This window comes from Acinetobacter sp. CFCC 11171, from assembly GCF_003268405.1.
GTDB classification, from domain to species: domain Bacteria; phylum Pseudomonadota; class Gammaproteobacteria; order Pseudomonadales; family Moraxellaceae; genus Acinetobacter; species Acinetobacter amyesii.
Window position 1 is genome coordinate 1 of the sequence record NZ_LQXP01000024.1, and the last position, 17,882, is coordinate 17,882.

Sequence of the window (17,882 nt, forward strand, 5' to 3'; positions counted from 1 at the left end):
ATACCAGTCATGCATAAAATACTGAATCTTAGTGTTTATTAAATTATTCTTTATCCGCATTACCTTTCAACACCATATAAATCAAACCGACAAAGATTAATAATGCACCTGCAAGGCTGCTGACACAGAATAAAACGATTCGGTTATAGGTGGTTAAGTTGAATAATTCATTGGCTAAAATGTAGCGCATGAACAACCATTGTACGACAGAAAAAACAATCAACACGATTGCACGACGACGGACTTCAGGACGCATAGCCATAGGAGAATCACTTAAAGTGGAAATTGAGGCTATTATGCCACTGTCGATAATCGATCTCAATTGAATAAGATTAATCCAAACCCGTGATACACAAATCTTAAGGTTGAGTTTTGTTCAGATCACCTTTATTTACGGTACATATTGATGTTGCCAAAGCAGACCCGAAAGCGTTTATAAGACCAGATATACTGTTCTGGTGCTTGGTTAATGATGTCTTGCATCGCGATGTTCAGTGCGTCGACAGAACATTGTAAGTCTTTAGATAAAATCTCGTCTGATAAGGTTTGGCAATGCACATCAAAGTACTGTAGGTTAGGTTGTCGGATACAACTTAATCCAATGACATTGCATTGGGTTTTTGCAGCAAGTTTTGAAACAAGTGTGATCGATAAAGTATTTTGCCCAAAAAAATTGGAATAAATGCCGCCTGAAGGCTTTGGCAAATGATCAGGTAAAATGACCGTCAGACCACCTTGTTTCAAATGTTTAAAAATGGCACGGATCCCTGTTTCATCTGTCGGGACTAGGGTTGCATTAAACTTCTCACGTGCTTCTAACAGATACCGATTGATTCCTTTATTTTTATTTGGTTTATACATAATCATGGGTTCTGTATACAGATTCAGCCATGCATTGAGTAATTCCCAGCAGCCAAAATGCGGAACCACCACGATCACACCTTTTTTATTTGCCAGTGCTTCCGTGAGGATATTTTCACCATAAATGTTTTTCAATAAGCTCAGGCTATAACTTGGCGGCATCCCCCAACATTTAATAAATTCAATATAGGTCAGGCATTGGCTGCGGATACTTTGATTGATGAGCTGTCTCTGCGCAGTCTCTGACAAATCGGGGTAGGCCAGTTGAATGTTGATGCTAGTGATACGTTTGATCGATGAATTAAATAGATTAAGAATAAACGCGATCATCAAGGCCAAGTTTTGTAACAGCCAAAGTGGCAATAGCGCGATGATTTTGAATATAAAGTACATGGATCACAAGGTCTCAAAATTTACAGCATGGAATAAAATAAATTTTGCCAAGAGACCGGACTTATTCAGTGAAAAGTACAAAAAGATCTGAATCTAAAAACAAAATAATTGGAAGTGGAAAATTGAGCTGTCCATTGCTCAAAGGATGTAGTGAAACATCATAACGTACTTGAAGCGTTTTGATATTAGCAAAGTACATCAAATCTTAAATTTATGTTTTGTAGGTTTTCTACCACCTTTTGTAGGTTGACATAAAAAACCCTGCATAGCGCAGGGTTTTTTGAAACTTAAAATCTAAATCTTAAAATGTAAGATTATTTAGATTCTTCAGCTTTTGGTTTTTCACGTAAGCGAATACCTAAGTCACGTAATTGGTTCGCTTCAACTGGCGCAGGCGCTTGAGTTAAAGGACATTCCGCAGTCTTAGTTTTCGGGAATGCAATCACGTCACGGATAGAAGATGCACCAGTCATCAACATCACTAAACGGTCAAGACCGAATGCTAAACCACCGTGAGGAGGCGCACCGAATTTCAACGCATTTAACAAGAAGCTGAATTTCTCTTCTGCTTCTTCTTCAGAAATACCAAGCGCTTCGAAGATCGCTTTTTGCATTTCTAGGTTATAAATACGAAGTGAACCACCACCGATTTCAGTACCGTTCAATACCATATCGTAAGCAACAGAAAGTGCAGCACCTGGGTTGTTCTTCACTTCTTCAACGCTTGATTTTGGCAGCGTGAATGGGTGGTGAACAGACGTCCATTTACCGTCATCAGTTTCTTCGAACATTGGGAAGTCAACAACCCAAAGTGGCGCCCACTCGCAAGTTGCAAGTTTCATGTCGTGACCGATTTTAATACGTAAAGCACCCATCGCATCATTTACGATTTTCGCTTTGTCCGCACCAAAGAACACGATGTCGCCATTTTCAGCACCAACGCGTTTCAATAGATCAAGTACGATAGGCTCGATGAATTTAACGATTGGAGATTGAAGACCTTCAATACCTTTTTCAAGCTCGTTGACTTTGATGTAAGCCAAACCTTTCGCGCCATAGATACCCACGAATTTAGTGTATTCGTCGATTTGGCTGCGTGGAAGCGCGCCAGCACCTGGTACGCGAAGCGCAACAATACGGCCTTTAGGATCTTTAGCAGGACCTGCGAATACTTTGAACTCAACGTCTTGCATCATGTCTGCAACGTCAACCAATTTCAAAGGAATACGTAAGTCAGGTTTATCAGATGCATAGTCACGCATTGCATCTGCATACGTCATACGTGGGAACTTGTCGAACTGAACGTTTAGAAGTTCTTTGAACATCTTAACCGTTAAACGTTCCATTAAATCCATGATGTCATCGTCACTCATGAACGATGTTTCAACGTCGATTTGTGTGAATTCAGGCTGACGGTCAGCACGTAAGTCTTCATCACGGAAACATTTAGCAATTTGGTAGTAACGATCGATACCGCCAACCATTAACAACTGTTTGAACAATTGTGGAGATTGTGGAAGTGCGTAGAAGCTACCGTTAGAAACACGACTTGGTACTAAATAGTCACGCGCACCTTCAGGAGTCGCACGAGTCAAAATCGGTGTTTCCACGTCTAAGAAACCATTTTCTTCGAAGTAGTTACGAATTAGGTTAGTCAATTTAGAACGGAAACGAAGACGATCTAACATTTCTGGACGACGGATATCCAAGAAACGATATTTCAAACGTACTTCTTCAGAAATATTGGTATTTTCATCATTCAATGGGAATGGCGGAGTTTCTGAACCAGCAAGCACTTCGATTTCTTTACCAAGAACTTCGATTTGACCGCTAGTCATATTCGCGTTTTCAGTACCTGCGTAACGACGACGTACACGGCCTGTAATTTTTAATACGAATTCTGAACGTGCTTTGTCCGCAGTTGCGAATGCTTCAGGAGTATCTGGGTCAATAACCACTTGAACAAGACCATCACGGTCACGCATGTCAAGGAAGATTACACCACCGTGGTCACGGCGACGGTGAACCCAACCGCATAATGTAACGGTTTGGTCAATTTGAGCTTCGGTTAAAGAACCGCAGTAATGAGTTCGCATCATAGCGTTAGAAATCCAACTATATGGGTTAAGGTCAGCGAATACGTAAACAGCGTACCGCTTTTATTCGAATAGGGGATTATGCCTCTTTTTGGCTGTTTTGTCACAAGGACTTATTGCTAAAACAGCCAAATTTACAGCAAATTTTCGGTCAATGATGGGCTTAAGCCGATGACGTTGAAAAAATATTGGTGCTCTTGCTTAAGATCAGAAATATCAGACTACCGAAGCTAAACGTGGCTAAAAATGCACGGAAAAAATAATTAATGGCTTTGCCGACATAGGCATACAAGTCGTGTACAAAGGCATCAGAATAAATACTGTCAGCAAAATAAAAATAACTTGCGATTCCCGCAGCTAAAGACAGGGCCGCTAAACCATATACATAGACTTTGATGGATGTGGGGACGTTTGCAGTACTTCGATAGTGAAGATGATGACGATAAATCATCCATGCCAAAACGGGGAGTGCCAAGCCAGATAATCCAATTTGCAACACACGATGTAGGGGATATGAATGACCAAAAAATGGAATCGGCAGACTTAAGAGATCTTTAAAAGCAAAGGTACGAAAGTCAACATGGGTCAAGCCATCCCAAACAATATGCGTCGAAGTTCCAATGATGAGTGCGAGGATGAGACTGAGCATAAACCCACAGTATTGATTGAAATTCTGTAGATTCAGCGGCTTATTTAAACCAAAAAAAGCAAATAACATCGGGCGATAGAGCACATACCACAGCACACAAAACAGCAAACCAAGGATTAAGTTTGGAACAATTAACCCCGACCATTGATGTGAACCTGCATAGTCAGCATTAGTAAATAAACGGAATAAATCTGGCACCATGTTACCAATTGCGAGTGCTGCAATAGGCAGGCGATTTCCGCTTAATTTGGAAATAGGCGGTGCGAGTACAGCATGGGATATGGTAAAAGGCATTGAACTAAAATAAATATATGAATAAATACAATGTGGTATCGGTGAGTGTATATGATTTGGGCAGATTAGAATGTTTTTTATTGCAAAAGTAATGAAATGTTATATTATAACATTATTCAAAATTAGCCAGATTTGAGTCTCTCCAAATGTCTTTTCATAAGAATTTAATCACAATCTCAATTTTTGCAGTGATTGCACCCAATATTTATGCTGATGATCAGCAACAACAGGTACAAACTTTAGAGGCGATTAATGTTCAGGTTCATCCTTTAAATCAAAGTGCTGCAGATTTTGCGGTTGCAGATAACATTATTAAGCATAAAGATTTGGCACAAGGTGGAGTCACTATTGGTGATGCCATTGCCGGACAACCTGGAGTGTATTCAAATCAGTTTGGTGCAGGCTCAAGTCGACCTGTAATACGTGGGCAAGATGGGCCACGTGTCAAAGTGTTGGAGCATGCATCTGAAACAGCAGATGTTTCAACTTTATCCCCTGACCATGCAGTGACGGTTGATCCAATTTTAGCGAAACAAGTAGAAGTGATTCGTGGGCCATCCACTTTATTATATGCAGCTGGGACGGTTGGTGGGTTGGTGAATGTTACCGATCAAAAAATTCCAACGCAGATGCCTGAAAATGGTTTAGAGGGGCAGGTTGGGCTACGTTATAACTCAGGTAGTGGCGAAAAATTATCGAGTGCAGGTGTCACTGCAGCGCTAGGAGAAAATTTTGCACTGCGAGTTGAGGGATCAAAGCGTAAAGCCAATGACTATATCGTACCCAATTATTTCCATGATCATGATGGCGAATTAGAAAAAGAACGCCGCGTTGGCAACACCTTTGCAGAAGGGCAAAATGTCAGTGTAGGTGCGTCATGGATTCATGATCGAGGTTTTGCTGGACTGTCTTATAGCAACCGTCAAGACCAATATGGCTTGCCGGGGCATAGTCATGAATATGAAAGCTGTCATCCACATGATGATCATTTGCATTGTGACGGGCATGATAATCATGATCACAGCGATGAGCATGATCATTCAGCCCATGACGACCACGATCATGACCATGATGCTGCTGGTCCGTGGGTCGATTTAAAGTCAGAACGCTATGATTTCCGTACCGAACTTGCGAATCCGTTTGCGGGCTTCCAAAAAATCCGTGCACATGCAAGTTATACCGATTATCAACATGATGAAATTGAAGGTGATACAGCGGCAACGACCTTTAAAAGTCAGGGCTATGATGGTCGTTTAGAGTTGGTGCATAACCCGATTGCGGATTGGGAAGGGGTGATAGGCGCACAATACAATCAGCAAAAGCTCAATATCAGTGGCGAAGAGTCATTGATCAACCCAAATAAAACCCAAAAATGGAGTGTATTTGGTTTAGAACATAAACAATTTGGTGATTTTCATGTCGAGCTGGGCGCCGTGTCGATCAGCAGAAAATTCAGATCGATTCTGCACAAAAAGATTATGACGATTATGGTATTTCCTACTCAGGTGCTGTGAACTGGGCGTTTGCACCCAATTATAAATTATCCTTGGTGGGTTCTCATCAAGAGCGTTTGCCATTGGCGCAAGAGCTCTATGCAGATGGTAAGCATTTTGCGACCAATACCTATGAACGCGGAAATGAAAATCTAGATGTTGAAAAATCTAATAATCTAGAATTAGGTTTCCATTATGAAAAAGATCAGTTGGATTATCACGTTCATGTGTACCACAACTGGTATGACAACTACATTTATGCTGCAACCAAAGATAATTTTGAAAACTTCCGCTTAGTTGATTACACCCAAGACAAAGCCAAGTTCTATGGCGCGGAAGCTCAAGTGGGTTATGCCATTAATGATATGTATAAACTCAGTGTCTTTGGTGACTATGTACGCGGCAAAATTGATGGTGAAAATGCGCCACGTGTGCCTGCAGGGCGCTTAGGAACTAAGGTCGATGTTGACTTTGCCGATGGTTGGTCAGGTCTTGCAGAATATTCACATGTATTCAAACAAGACAAAATCACTGCATTTGAGCGTGAAACAGATGGCTACAATATGGTGAATTTGGGTGTGGCCTATAGTGGTCAATTGAAAGATCAAAATGATTATCGAGTCTATTTCAAAGCCAATAATTTATTGGATGAAGATGTTTACTCTCATACGTCATTCCTTGCCAATATTCCACAAGTCGGTCGTAATTTTACGGTTGGTCTTGAATTTGGTTTCTAATTGAATTTGCACAGACTTCTCTAAGTAAGTCTAGGTAAAGTCACAGAAATCCTCTTGAAAAATCAATGAATAAAACCTAGTCTGAGCGCATTAGACTAGGTTTTTTCTTATGCGCATCATTCAACGAATACATCACAAGCTCAATTGGTCACGTCGTCGCTATGTGGGTGTGGTCATTGGTTTATTGGTTTTAGGTTATTTGGCCTCGGCAACCTATCACACGCTAAAGCCACTCCCAGAAGGGTTGAACTACACAGGAAAACTTCGCCATGCTGAAGTGAACTTTTTAGTGGATGAAACCTATATCGATGCGCAAGGAAAGCAGCAACAGGAACATCGCATTTTTAAAGAAATGCTGAAAATGATTGAGGAAGCACAGTCGACCATTGTGTTGGATATGTTTCTCTTTAATCCGCAAGTTGGTGACTCTCAATTAAAACATGAACAATTAACACAGGAGTTGACCGATGCGCTGATTTTGAAGCGTCGTCTATCTCCTCAAGTGGAAATTTTTGTGATTACTGACCCAGTCAATTCGGTATATGGCGGCATTCAACCCGAACATTATCGTCAATTACGACAAGGGGGCATTGAGTTGATCGAAACCAATTTGGTACCGCTTCGTGCATCCAACCCAGCATGGTCAGGCTTTTGGTATATCTGCTGTCAAGATATTGGCAATAACCCACAAAAAGGTTGGTTACCGAATCCATTAGGTACGGAAAAAGTGACGATTCGCAGCTATATGGATCTTTTCAACTTTAAAGCCAATCATCGTAAAACCTTGGTGGTAGATACCGTTGAAGGTTGGAAAGGTTTAGTCACCTCTATGAATCCACATGATGGTAGCTCACGACATTCCAATGTGGCCTTAACCGTCAAAGGCATGACCGCGATTGATCTGTTAAAGACCGAGCAAGCCGTAGGCATGATGTCCAAAGCCAATATTCCATTTGTGGTGATTAAGGATGTTGAAGCCGCGAAAACTGAGCCTCAAGTACAGGTGCTGACTGAAAAAGCCATTTATGATGGCGTATTAGATATGATTAATACGGCACAAAAAGCGGGTACAGAAATTGATATTGCGATGTTCTACTTGTCAGAACGTAAAATTATCAAGGCACTCATTGCTGCGCATGAACGTGGCGTGAAAGTGCGTGTATTACTCGATCCGAATAAGGATGCTTTTGGACGTACCAAAAATGGCATTCCAAATCGACCTGTAGCATCCGAATTACATGAGGCGGGTATTGATGTACGTTGGTGTAATACCCAAGGTGAGCAGTGCCATAGCAAGATGATTTTAAAACGTACTGCTTATCAAGCCGATATGATTTTAGGTTCTGCCAATTTCACGGCGCGTAACTTGAAAAATTATAATTTAGAAACTGATTTACGAGTGATCGGTGTGAAAGATGCTCAAGTTTTTAAAGATGTATCACAGTACTTTAATACTGCTTGGTCAAATCTGGATGGTAAACAAATGAGTGTCGATTATAGTAAATATGCGGATGAATCGACCTTGAAATATGTGTTGTATCGCTTTATGGAATGGAGCGGAATATCTACTTTTTAGAATTGTCTTAATCTCCCAAATCCCTCTTTTAAAAAGAGGGACTTTCCTCTCTTTTTTAAAGGGAGGTTAGGAGGGATTTAATCAGTTTTAATTCTTCGGTACAGGATTCGGCGGAACGATTTGATCTAAATCTTTATCTGACATTTGATCTAATTCTTTAATATCCGTTTTGATTTTCCATTTATCTGCATCTTCTACCGGTTGAGGTAAACGAGCTTCTAACCAGTCACAGATGACATCTGGTGGAAAGTCAGCATGGTTACATTGAATCACCCAAGACAAGAATTGTTTTGCTTCGCCATTCATATATGGTGGCGGAGAAACCGGTAAAAATTGAGTCGGTAAGCGTTCATTTTTAGAAATATAGTTCAATACATGGCCCAATTCTTGAACAGTTTGCCATGCTAAAGGGTGATCTACATTAATTTGAAATTTGAACCACCACGCATTTTTGCCATCGGTGCCGTAGGAGTCGATTAAGGCTTCTTGGATACTTGGTACTTTCGAAAAAAATTGATGAAGTCGGTCAAAACTTAATTCAGACACAGCGTTTGATCCACTACGAAATAAAATCAATCTTAGCATAATCCAATCAAAAACAGGCTAGCATGAAGGTGCGATCAGCTTGGTCGGAAAATTAACAAATTCTTGCATTTGATGGATTTTTATTCATTTTTTCTCCTAAAATGGGTTTTATACTTAATCTATATACCGTGAAGGAAAGCTCGAGTGAAAGCAACATTATTCTATGCAATGGCAGGTGTGATGCTGATCAGTGCTTCGGCCAGTACTTTTGCGGAAAACAAATGGGCAAACTACCAAGGTGTGGATACATCAAAACCACAACACCGCCCACCGTCGATGAATCGGCCTGGTTATCCCCAACATGGTCAAAGCTATCCACAGCATGCTCCCAATTACCCGCAGCATTACCCGAACTATCCTCATCGCCCTCAATATCCCAATTATCCAAACCGTCCATATCCACCACAGGTGCAAAATGGCATAAGTATTCAATATCAAGCACCGACTACGATTATCCAAAATTCGCAGAGCTATAGTTGGGTCAATGGCGATCTTGCCAGCGCTAGTATTTCGAGTTCGACCTATACGTTTATCAGTGATTGGCAGCGTTTAGGTTTACCTGCACCCCCAAGTGGCATGTACTGGATCTTTGAAAATGGTCGCTATGTGCTGGTGCCTAATCGATAAGGTTTATAACCTCTCCCTTGCGTAGCAGTGCTACTCATCTCTTAAAAGGAGAGGGAACGATTTAGTGTTTAAGCCAATTCATCATCTTGTGGGCGAGGGGTTTTTCCTTCAGGCAGTGGCTTTTCGGAATGCTTGTCTCGAATAACCGAAGGGTAAGTCCAAGAGGCATAGCGCACAATCAAAATGGCCACAGCAAGAATGAGGATCGAACCTGTAGTAATGACCAAGCCCATATCTGCTTTATGGTCATGTTGAATGTCCGAAATCAGTAAACGGGTCAGGGCAGTAATGGCAATATAAATCAGGAAGCGTACTGGCATGTGGTTGGTTTTAAAATAAATACCGACCATGGCACCGAGTTCAAGGTAAATAAACAATAATAAAATATCGTCAATCGTGGCGAATTGTTTAACCGTAATAATTTCAAAAATGGTATGACCCGCAGACCATAAAATCATACAGCCGATGATAAACAGCGCAAGATAATGAAAACCTTCTACAGCAATATTGCCAAGTCGGTCGAGGAGGGCTTCGATTTTTTCTACTTTGGGATCACGATGTGTCATATATATTCCTCCTGTGTAAATTGCGTAAATATTCAATGAAGAACGAGTCATTAAATACCAAGCAAATTTCATGCACATGAAGCGCATATGACAAAAATATTTTTTAGGTTCAATAAAGGTTTTAATGTTAAGTTTGAGCTTAAATTTTGTCCTATAAGAATGAAGCGACGATGTATCAACCAACGCATTTTAAACATGATGAACTCCCTGATCTGATTGATCTTATGCGTAAGTATGCTTTGGGGACAGTAATACTGACTGCACCCAATGGTGAGTTGGAAGTGAATCATTTACCACTAGAATATGACGCTGAGTCAGGCGAATTGGGCATATTGCGCGGTCATATTGCCAAGGCCAATCCAATGTTTGAATTGCTAAATCAGTCAGCACAAGCCTATGTGATTTTTCATGCCGACGAAGCATATATTTCGCCAAGCTGGTATGAAGGAAAGCAGGAACATCATCGCGTTGTGCCGACATGGAACTATCGCGTGGTACATGTCAAAGGCACAATTCGTAAAGTTGACGATGAAAAATATTTACGAGGAGTTTTGGCTCGGCTGACTCGACAACATGAAGCTAGCCAACCCGTGCCATGGAAAATGGGCGATGCGCCTCATGATTTTATCGCGGAACAACTGGAAAAAATTATAGCGATTGAAATCGAAATAGACTCAATTTTGGGTAAGTTTAAAGTGAGTCAAAATCGCAGCGTTGTAGATGCAATGAATGTGGCAAAAGCTTTGGAAATGTCGAATGCTGAAATGGTTGAGTCGATCAAAAAATTTTATCCCATGAAATAACAGGCTAAAGAATCATGCCCAATAGGATTGAAACTGAACGTTTATGCCTGAGAAAGCATCAGTTAGGAGATGAAATTTCATTATTTGATACATATTTTTCGAATATAGAAGCAACTCGTTATCTGCAGCGGTTGCCACATTTAACGATTCAACAGGCTAAGAGTGTTTTAGAAAAGTGGGCAGATCATTATTGGTCGATACACAATCCTGATTTTGCATGGGTGATTAGTGATAAGAATACGCATTTAGCGATGGGCTTACTGTATTTCTTCAATCAAGAAAACCATGGAGAAATACATTTTGGGTTAGGGGTGAATTTTCATGGTTGTGGTTATATGACTGAGGCTTTAATTGGAGGAATTAAGTATTTAAAGCAGAATCATGTCACGAATGTTGTTTCATCTTTTTGTGCTGAGAAACATCTAGCATCACAAAATGTCTTAATGAAGGCAGGATTTAAACAAGATAAAGATACAACGCATTGGGCTACATTTCCAATGCTAGACGATCAGCTCCATTCTTGTTTTACATATCGAATGGAATTAGGAGATTGTGAATAAGTAAGTATGCTTATGATTTTTTGAAAAAGTTGCACTCAGTGTTTATGTAATAAGAGCAGTAAAATAAAAAAATGCCCGATAAATCGGGCATTTTTGATTTTGTACGGCTAATTAAGCTTGGTTGGTAAAGTAATCTTCAGAGAAGTTCATGATCACTTCAGAACCTGCTTTTACTTTAGCAATGCGTAAAGCCAATTCAGGTAAAATACGCTGCGTGAAGTAAAGAGTCAGTGCAAGTTTGTTTTGGTAGAACTCGCCATCTTTGTCTTTTGCTGCATCTGCAATGCGGGCAAACATATAGGCAAAGCTGAGTAGGCCTACAGCATGTAGGTAATCAACTGCTGCTGAGTTCGGGAACTCAATATTTTCACGAGCAGCTTCAAGTACATATTGAGTCACCGCTTCAACTTCAGCTGCTGCATCTAATGTTGCATCTTTGATGTAGTTCAAGCTGGCATCTAAGTTATTGGCAAAATCGCGGATTTCTTGGATATATTCAGCAATGAATTCACCATTGCACTTAATGGTTTTACGACCAATTAAGTCTTGAGATTGAACGCCGTTGGTCCCTTCGTAAATCTGTGCGATACGCAGGTCACGAATACATTGTTCCATACCCCATTCACGGATAAAGCCGTGACCACCGAAGACCATTTGGGCATCTAGCGTTGCTTGGAAAGCTGTATCTGTCAAATACGCTTTCGCAATAGGTGTTAACAGCGCAACACGGTTATTGGCTGCTTTGACTGCTTCTGGGTCAGTAGAGAACTTGGTAATGTCCAGTTGTTGACCAACATAAACCGCAAATGCACGAGACGCTTCATTGTTGGCACGTGCGTTCAGCAACATACGACGTACATCACCATGAACTAAGATGCTGTCTGCAGGTTTTGCAGGTGATTGAACGCCAGACGCGCTACGGCCTTGTAAACGATCAGTCGCATATTGCGCTGCATTTTGATAAGCAAATTCAGAAGCACCTAGGCCTTGAATACCCATAGACAGACGTTCGTAGTTCATCATGACGAACATCGCTGCAAGGCCTTCATTTTCTTTACCAACCAGGTAGCCTTTCGCACCATCAAAGTTCATCACACATGTTGCAGACGCTTTGATCCCCATTTTATGTTCAATAGAACCAGGGCCTACAGCATTACGCTCTCCCAATGAACCATCTGCATTCACCAAGAATTTAGGTACGATGAATAGTGAAATTCCGCGTGAGCCCGCAGGCGCATCAGGCGTTTTCGCTAAAACTAAGTGGATGATATTTTCAGAAAGGTCATGGTCACCGCCAGTGATGAAGATTTTCGTACCAGTAATGTTATAAGTACCGTCTTCATTACGTTCAGCTTTAGTTTTGATAATACCTAAATCTGTACCTGCATGCGGTTCAGTTAAGCACATCGTGCCTGACCATTCGCCTGTATACATTTTTGGCAAATAAGTTTCTTTTTGCTCTTGTGATGCATAGCTGTTTAATGCCATGCCTGCACCTACAGAAAGAAGCGGGTAGAGCATGAATGATGGGTTGGTTGCAAACAGCATTTCGTCAGACAGAACAGTCAGCATTTTTGGCATGCCTTGACCGCCCCATTCTTCATCTGCGCCTAGACCAATCCAGCCGCCTTCTGCATATTGTTTAAATGCTTCTTTGAAACCAGCAGGAGTCGTGACATTGCCATTGCTATAGGTTGCGCCTTCTTCATCACCTGTGCGGTTTAAAGGATGAGTGACGTTTTGCGCAAATTTTGCCATTTCTTCAAGAATGGCTTCTGCAGTAGCAGCATCAACGTGAGCAAGATTTTCGTTGTTTTGCCAGAATTGTTCTGCTTTAAAAACATCATTTAAGATGAATTTCATATCTGCAAGCGGCGCATTATAAATTGGCATGTTCGTTCACCTGTTTATTGTTTGAATCTGTGGACTTGGGGCAATTTGTATCAACACAAAGCGTGGCGAAAATTGACCAAAGTAAAATTATGGGACTATTTATAAAGAAAAAGGACTGCCAATGCTATGACCGTCCTTTCTCTATTTCTGCACTCACGAGTACAATTTTTTGAATATGTTTTAGATATTCACATTAGAATGCAAAGTGTTCTGCATCCAATGCCATAAGAGGATCTAGGCCACCTGCAATCACTTCTACATGAGAGCGAACGCGTGGTAAGATTTTCTTGAAGTAGAAGCGAGCAGTCGTTACTTTTGCATTGTAGAAATCAACATCTGTTGTTCCTGCAGCTAAAGTTTCTTGTGCAACTAAGGCCATGCGAGCCCATAAATAAGCAAGCGTTACATAACCAGAGAAGTAGAGGTAATCGACTGCAGCAGCACCTACTTCTTCAGGGTTTTGCATTGCTTTCATACCAATCTGCATGGTTAAGTCGCCCCATTCTTTGTTTAGCGCAGCAAGCGGCTCAACAAATTCTTTCATGGCAGCGTTGTCTTTGTTAGCTTCAACAAATTTATGGATGATCTTGGTGAAGTCTTTCAACATTGCACCTTGAGTACCCAATACTTTACGGCCTAACAAGTCAATTGCTTGAATTTCAGTCGTACCTTCGTACAAGCAAGAGATACGTGTATCACGTACGATTTGCTCCATACCGTGTTCTGAAATGAAGCCGTGGCCACCAAATACTTGAACACCGTGTTTTGCAGATTCAGAACCTGTTTCAGTCAAGAATGCTTTAGCAATTGGAGTTAATAATGACAAGATATTGTCAGAGAACTTACGTTCTTCTTCAGTTGCACCTTGTTCCACGATATCGGCATGGAAAGACAATAAGTAAACCAGAGCACGACCAGCTTCAGCAAATGATTTTTGCGTAAGCAGCATGTTGCGCACTGCAGGGTGCACGATAATTGGATCTGCTTCTTTTTCAGGTGCTTTAGGGCCTGAAAGTGAACGCATTGCCAAACGGTCTTTTGCGTAAGCAAGTGCACCTTGGAAAGCGCCTTCAGAAGCTGAAAGACCTTGTACAGCAGTACCGATACGTGCAGTGTTCATGAATGTGAACATGCAGTTTAGACCGCGGTTTTCAGGGCCAATCAAGAAGCCTTTTGCGTTATCAAAGTTGATGACACAAGTCGCGTTACCATGGATACCCATTTTGTGTTCAATCGAACCACAACGTACCGCATTGCGCTCACCAATTGAGCCATCAGCATTTACATTGAATTTAGGTACGATGAATAATGAAATACCTTTCGTGCCTTTTGGTGCACCTGGAAGACGAGCAAGTACGATATGGATGATATTTTCAGCCATGTCGTGTTCACCAGCAGAGATAAAAATTTTCTCGCCAGAAATTGCGTAGCTACCATCTGCTTGTGGTTCAGCTTTAGAGCGGATAATACCTAAGTCAGAACCTGCATGAGATTCTGTTAAGCACATGGTACCTGTCCATTCACCTGAAACAAGTTTAGGCAGGTAAGTGTCTTTTTGTTCTTGAGAACCGTGATGTTCTAATGTGCGGACAGCACCATGAGATAGACCAGGGTACATACCCCATGCCCAGTTCGAAGTACCCACCATTTCTGAAATGATGTTGCCTAAAGAAACCGGTAAGCCTTGACCGCCGTATTGTTCTTCAGCAGATAAAGATGGGAAACCGAGTTCGATATATTTTTGATACGCTTCTTTAAAACCAGTTGGTGTTGTTACAACGCCATCATTCCAAGTACAACCTTCACGGTCGCCGACTTGGTTAAGAGGAGAAAGTTCATTTTCACAGAAGTCAGCAGCAGCTTCTAGATATTGGTCAACCAACTCACGACTTACGGTGTCAGAAAATGCAGGCAGTTGTGCGTAGTGATCTTCTGCTTTTAAAAGTTCATGCAGAACAAATTGCATATCACGTAAGGGCGCTTTGTATTGTGGCATATCGTTTTCCTCAATACTGGTTTCTACCAGCGTTAGTAATCCTAAATAACATTTGAACGTGTCTTCAATGACACGTATTGGAATGGTTCTAATCGTGCAACATCTTCTTATTGGGTACAAGCATTTCAGGGTGATTTGTTGGTGACTGTAAAGTCAAAGAAATATCCCTTGAAAAAGCTAAGTGCATTGAGTGTAAACGCTTTTAGATGAAAATGAATGACACAAATAGTCAAAAAGCGTAAAAAGATATGTCCAATAAAAAAGCACTCATGGGAGTGCCTTTTTTAAGCAATGATATTGCGATCTAAGTTTGGATTATTTTACTGGTGCTGGCGTTGGGGCAACAGGGGCTTTAGGTTGGAAGCGAACTTCACATTTACCATTGATTTGCTGTTCGCCAACTTTAATCGCAACCGCACTGCCATCAGTCTTGCCTTGGCATGCTTTCATAATGGCTTGTTGCTTCGCTTGGTGTTCAGCTAAACGTTGATCAAACTGTTTAGTCAGTTCTGCACGTTTTGCATCAGTCAGTGGCTCACCGCGTTGCATCTGACCACGCATGTCGCCACGCATTGGACGATGTTCACCGCGCATTGGTTTGTGTTCACCACGTGCTTTTTTCATGTCTTGACGGTCTGCTTTGAACACCATGGTACATGTACCATCAATGTTTTTATCGCCAGCTTTTACTTGAATTGTTGAACCTGTCGTCTTGCCATTACAAGCTTTTTGCATATCAGCAAACACTTGACGTTGCTCGGCACGCATTTGTTTAAAATGTTCACGTTGCTCAGGTGACATACGACGGTCGTGATCACCATGATGTTGTTTCATCATACGGCCATGATCGTTATCTTTTGGTGCGGTTGTCGATTGACAGGCAGTTAATGCACCCATGCTCAATACGCTTACACTGATTAAAGCCATTTTGGTCATTTGTTTCATAGTCTTTACCCCACCAGATTAGATCTTTTTCCGATGGTTAAAGATTAAATAATAAAGATGTAGAAACAATGGAGAGTTTTTTAGTTGCGTGTTCGCTACAATAATGAATATAGAAGAAAAATGAGAGTTCTCTTTTGAAAATACGTCGTATCCCGATTGCCCTACGCTTGTTTCTGACTGTGCTGTTGACGACGCTCGTCATCACAACGGTAAGTCTTGGCGTTTTGCATTGGAATATGCAGCGTAATTTCACCAAATATGTGGCCGATGTCGAGATGCAAAAGCTTGACCATGTCATTGAAAATTTAGCCGATGTGTATACGGTCTATCATGATTGGGGCAATGCGATTCAGGCACAGATTCTGCAAATTGAAGGGCAGGCAGCGCCAGATGACTATGATCGTCTCTCTCGGTGGTGGCTACGTCGTCAATATGACATTGCATTGCAGCAGCGCTATTTCCAAGATCATAGTTTAAATGCAGCATCGATGCTGGCAACACCACAGCATACGGCAGAGCAAAAAATTGAAGAGCTGAAATGGCTGGAACAAAACTTACCATCTGAGTTCCAACCCTTTGAAGGTTTAAAATTTCCTTTAAGTACGAACCAAAATGTATTCCGTCCAAAAGAGTCGAACACAGATGAAAAAGATGAAGATCAATCCTCACAAAGTAACAGTAATAATGGTGGTAAGAAACAATTTATCCAAATGCCTGACCGCTTGGGCTTGAGTTCGCGTTTATCTTTATATGATGCACATCGCCAATTTGTTGTGGGTGAGCCGACAGATGAACAAATATCTTATCGTCCGATTATGGTGAATAATCAAATCGTGGGATATTTGGGGCTCAAACCTGTACTCGATCAAGATGATGCGATCAGTATTAACTTCTTTAGTAAGCAAAAACGTTATTTATTATTGGTTTATGTGCTGACGTTTATTGCAAGTTTGATTACAGCATTGTTATTGGCAACATACTTTAAAAAACCGATTCAGCGTTTGTTAATGGGAACACGTGAATTAACCAAGGGTAATTATCAACATCAAGTTGCAGTGAACCGTAATGATGAGCTTGGTGATTTATCGAATGAATTGAATCAGTTGGCCGTAATTCTCGATCAGCATGAAACGTCACGTCGTCAATGGGTGGCTGATACTTCACATGAATTGAAAACGCCATTGGCCGTGTTACAGGCTCAAATTGAGGCGATGCAGGACGGTATTCGTAAGCCAACGCCAGAGCATTTTACTTCGATGCTGAATCAAGTGAGTAGTTTGAAAAAATTGACCAAAGATTTGGCAGATTTGGCACAAGCCGATGCACAACAACTGAATTGTTATTTGACCACGCTCAATCCTTGGGATGTAGTGATCCAAGAGGTTGAAAGCTTTAAGCCGAAGTTTGAGCAAGCGGATTTGAAAATTACCGCAATGGGCGAAGGGACTTCATTACAATTAGATATAGACCGTTTTAAACAGATTATGGTCAACTTATTGGGTAACAGTATTCGTTATACGGAAGCTGGTGGTGAAGTGCATGTTCATACTGAGCAAGATGAAACCCAGTGGACCGTGTATGTTGATGACAGCCCATTTGGTTTAACTGATGAACAGTTGGCACGTTTAGGTGAGCGTTTCTATCGTGTGGATGATTCACGTACGCGTGCAACTGGTGGTACAGGACTAGGATTGGCGTTATCCGTAAAAATAGCTAGAGCATTGGGTGGAGAGTTGAGTTTTGATCATTCTCCATTGGGCGGTTTGCGTTGCAAATTGACATTTCCCAAACAGATGAAATATTAAAAG

Annotated in this window: 14 protein-coding genes and 1 pseudogene; 6 read left to right on the forward strand and 9 right to left on the reverse strand. The window is 41.2% G+C overall.

Features of this window, described 5'->3' with window-relative positions; all coding sequences use genetic code 11:
- Positions 1 to 43: 43 nt before the first annotated feature.
- From AVJ20_RS11825 to AVJ20_RS11840, 4 genes are all read right to left on the reverse strand, one after another.
- Entirely contained in the window at positions 44 to 262 is a 219-nt protein-coding gene (locus AVJ20_RS11825) for a hypothetical protein (protein ID WP_111885360.1), read from the reverse strand.
- 125 nt (positions 263 to 387) lie between these two features.
- A complete protein-coding gene (locus tag AVJ20_RS11830; RefSeq protein WP_111885361.1) occupies positions 388 to 1,254 on the reverse strand; it encodes a lysophospholipid acyltransferase family protein in 867 nt (288 codons plus the stop codon).
- 314 nt (positions 1,255 to 1,568) lie between these two features.
- Complete coding sequence (gene aspS / locus AVJ20_RS11835; protein WP_111885362.1) at positions 1,569 to 3,353, reverse strand: aspartate--tRNA ligase; 1,785 nt, start codon at positions 3,351 to 3,353, stop codon at positions 1,569 to 1,571.
- 160 nt (positions 3,354 to 3,513) lie between these two features.
- Complete coding sequence (locus tag AVJ20_RS11840) at positions 3,514 to 4,293, reverse strand: DUF4184 family protein (RefSeq protein ID WP_111885363.1); 780 nt, start codon at positions 4,291 to 4,293, stop codon at positions 3,514 to 3,516.
- A 146-nt stretch (positions 4,294 to 4,439) separates the two neighbouring features.
- Between AVJ20_RS11840 and znuD the strand changes: the two are divergent.
- Together znuD and AVJ20_RS11850 are read left to right on the forward strand one after the other, a co-directional pair.
- Positions 4,440 to 6,523 (forward strand): annotated as a pseudogene (gene znuD / locus AVJ20_RS11845) (zinc piracy TonB-dependent receptor ZnuD).
- A gap of 109 nt (positions 6,524 to 6,632) precedes the next feature.
- Positions 6,633 to 8,099 carry a phospholipase D family protein gene (locus tag AVJ20_RS11850; protein WP_111885364.1) on the forward strand — a complete coding sequence of 489 codons (1,467 nt, stop codon included), beginning with the start codon at positions 6,633 to 6,635 and terminating at the stop codon, positions 8,097 to 8,099.
- A gap of 87 nt (positions 8,100 to 8,186) precedes the next feature.
- On the opposite strand, the gene AVJ20_RS11855 is transcribed toward AVJ20_RS11850, so the two are convergent.
- The gene (locus AVJ20_RS11855) at positions 8,187 to 8,645 is read right to left on the reverse strand and encodes a hypothetical protein (protein WP_111885397.1); all 459 of its coding nucleotides are present in this window, start codon (positions 8,643 to 8,645) and stop codon (positions 8,187 to 8,189) included.
- Between the two features lie 183 nt (positions 8,646 to 8,828).
- On the opposite strand from AVJ20_RS11855, the gene AVJ20_RS11860 reads away from it, so the two are divergent.
- Positions 8,829 to 9,311 (forward strand): RcnB family protein, encoded by a 483-nt coding sequence (locus tag AVJ20_RS11860; RefSeq protein WP_416240547.1) that lies wholly within the window; start codon positions 8,829 to 8,831, stop codon positions 9,309 to 9,311.
- A gap of 68 nt (positions 9,312 to 9,379) precedes the next feature.
- Here the strand turns inward: AVJ20_RS11860 and AVJ20_RS11865 are convergent, their stop codons facing one another.
- Positions 9,380 to 9,877 (reverse strand): phosphate-starvation-inducible protein PsiE, encoded by a 498-nt coding sequence (locus tag AVJ20_RS11865; RefSeq protein ID WP_111885365.1) that lies wholly within the window; start codon positions 9,875 to 9,877, stop codon positions 9,380 to 9,382.
- Positions 9,878 to 10,047: 170 nt separating this feature from the next.
- Between AVJ20_RS11865 and AVJ20_RS11870 the strand changes: the two genes are divergently transcribed.
- Positions 10,048 to 10,680, forward strand: coding sequence for an FMN-binding negative transcriptional regulator (locus AVJ20_RS11870; protein ID WP_111885366.1), 633 nt, complete (start codon positions 10,048 to 10,050; stop codon positions 10,678 to 10,680).
- 14 nt (positions 10,681 to 10,694) lie between these two features.
- Positions 10,695 to 11,240, forward strand: coding sequence for a GNAT family N-acetyltransferase (locus AVJ20_RS11875; protein ID WP_111885367.1), 546 nt, complete (start codon positions 10,695 to 10,697; stop codon positions 11,238 to 11,240).
- A 111-nt stretch (positions 11,241 to 11,351) separates the two neighbouring features.
- On the opposite strand, the gene AVJ20_RS11880 is transcribed toward AVJ20_RS11875, so the two are convergent.
- From AVJ20_RS11880 to AVJ20_RS11890, 3 genes are all read right to left on the reverse strand, one after another.
- A complete protein-coding gene (locus tag AVJ20_RS11880; RefSeq protein ID WP_078194153.1) occupies positions 11,352 to 13,133 on the reverse strand; it encodes an acyl-CoA dehydrogenase C-terminal domain-containing protein in 1,782 nt (593 codons plus the stop codon).
- A 193-nt stretch (positions 13,134 to 13,326) separates the two neighbouring features.
- Positions 13,327 to 15,129: an acyl-CoA dehydrogenase C-terminal domain-containing protein gene (locus tag AVJ20_RS11885; RefSeq protein WP_078194152.1), complete on the reverse strand. Its 1,803-nt coding sequence runs from the start codon at positions 15,127 to 15,129 to the stop codon at positions 13,327 to 13,329.
- A gap of 315 nt (positions 15,130 to 15,444) precedes the next feature.
- Positions 15,445 to 16,074: a hypothetical protein gene (locus AVJ20_RS11890; RefSeq protein ID WP_111885368.1), complete on the reverse strand. Its 630-nt coding sequence runs from the start codon at positions 16,072 to 16,074 to the stop codon at positions 15,445 to 15,447.
- Between the two features lie 134 nt (positions 16,075 to 16,208).
- Here AVJ20_RS11890 and baeS point away from each other — a divergent pair, with 134 nt between their 5' ends.
- Positions 16,209 to 17,879 carry a sensor histidine kinase efflux regulator BaeS gene (baeS, locus tag AVJ20_RS11895; protein WP_111885369.1) on the forward strand — a complete coding sequence of 557 codons (1,671 nt, stop codon included), beginning with the start codon at positions 16,209 to 16,211 and terminating at the stop codon, positions 17,877 to 17,879.
- Positions 17,880 to 17,882 lie beyond the last annotated feature (3 nt).

Excerpts from the sequence above, each read along its gene's own strand:
- AVJ20_RS11875 (WP_111885367.1), top strand. The coding sequence starts at position 10,695 with ATGCCCAATAGGATTGAAACTGAACGTTTATGCCTGAGAAAGCATCAG.
- AVJ20_RS11870 (WP_111885366.1), top strand. The coding sequence starts at position 10,048 with ATGTATCAACCAACGCATTTTAAACATGATGAACTCCCTGATCTGATT.
- aspS (WP_111885362.1), bottom strand. The coding sequence starts at position 3,353 with ATGATGCGAACTCATTACTGCGGTTCTTTAACCGAAGCTCAAATTGAC.
- AVJ20_RS11880 (WP_078194153.1), bottom strand. The coding sequence starts at position 13,133 with ATGCCAATTTATAATGCGCCGCTTGCAGATATGAAATTCATCTTAAAT.
- AVJ20_RS11840 (WP_111885363.1), bottom strand. The coding sequence starts at position 4,293 with ATGCCTTTTACCATATCCCATGCTGTACTCGCACCGCCTATTTCCAAA.
- AVJ20_RS11850 (WP_111885364.1), top strand. The coding sequence starts at position 6,633 with ATGCGCATCATTCAACGAATACATCACAAGCTCAATTGGTCACGTCGT.
- AVJ20_RS11865 (WP_111885365.1), bottom strand. The coding sequence starts at position 9,877 with ATGACACATCGTGATCCCAAAGTAGAAAAAATCGAAGCCCTCCTCGAC.
- AVJ20_RS11830 (WP_111885361.1), bottom strand. The coding sequence starts at position 1,254 with ATGTACTTTATATTCAAAATCATCGCGCTATTGCCACTTTGGCTGTTA.
- AVJ20_RS11890 (WP_111885368.1), bottom strand. The coding sequence starts at position 16,074 with ATGAAACAAATGACCAAAATGGCTTTAATCAGTGTAAGCGTATTGAGC.
- AVJ20_RS11885 (WP_078194152.1), bottom strand. The coding sequence starts at position 15,129 with ATGCCACAATACAAAGCGCCCTTACGTGATATGCAATTTGTTCTGCAT.
- AVJ20_RS11825 (WP_111885360.1), bottom strand. The coding sequence starts at position 262 with ATGGCTATGCGTCCTGAAGTCCGTCGTCGTGCAATCGTGTTGATTGTT.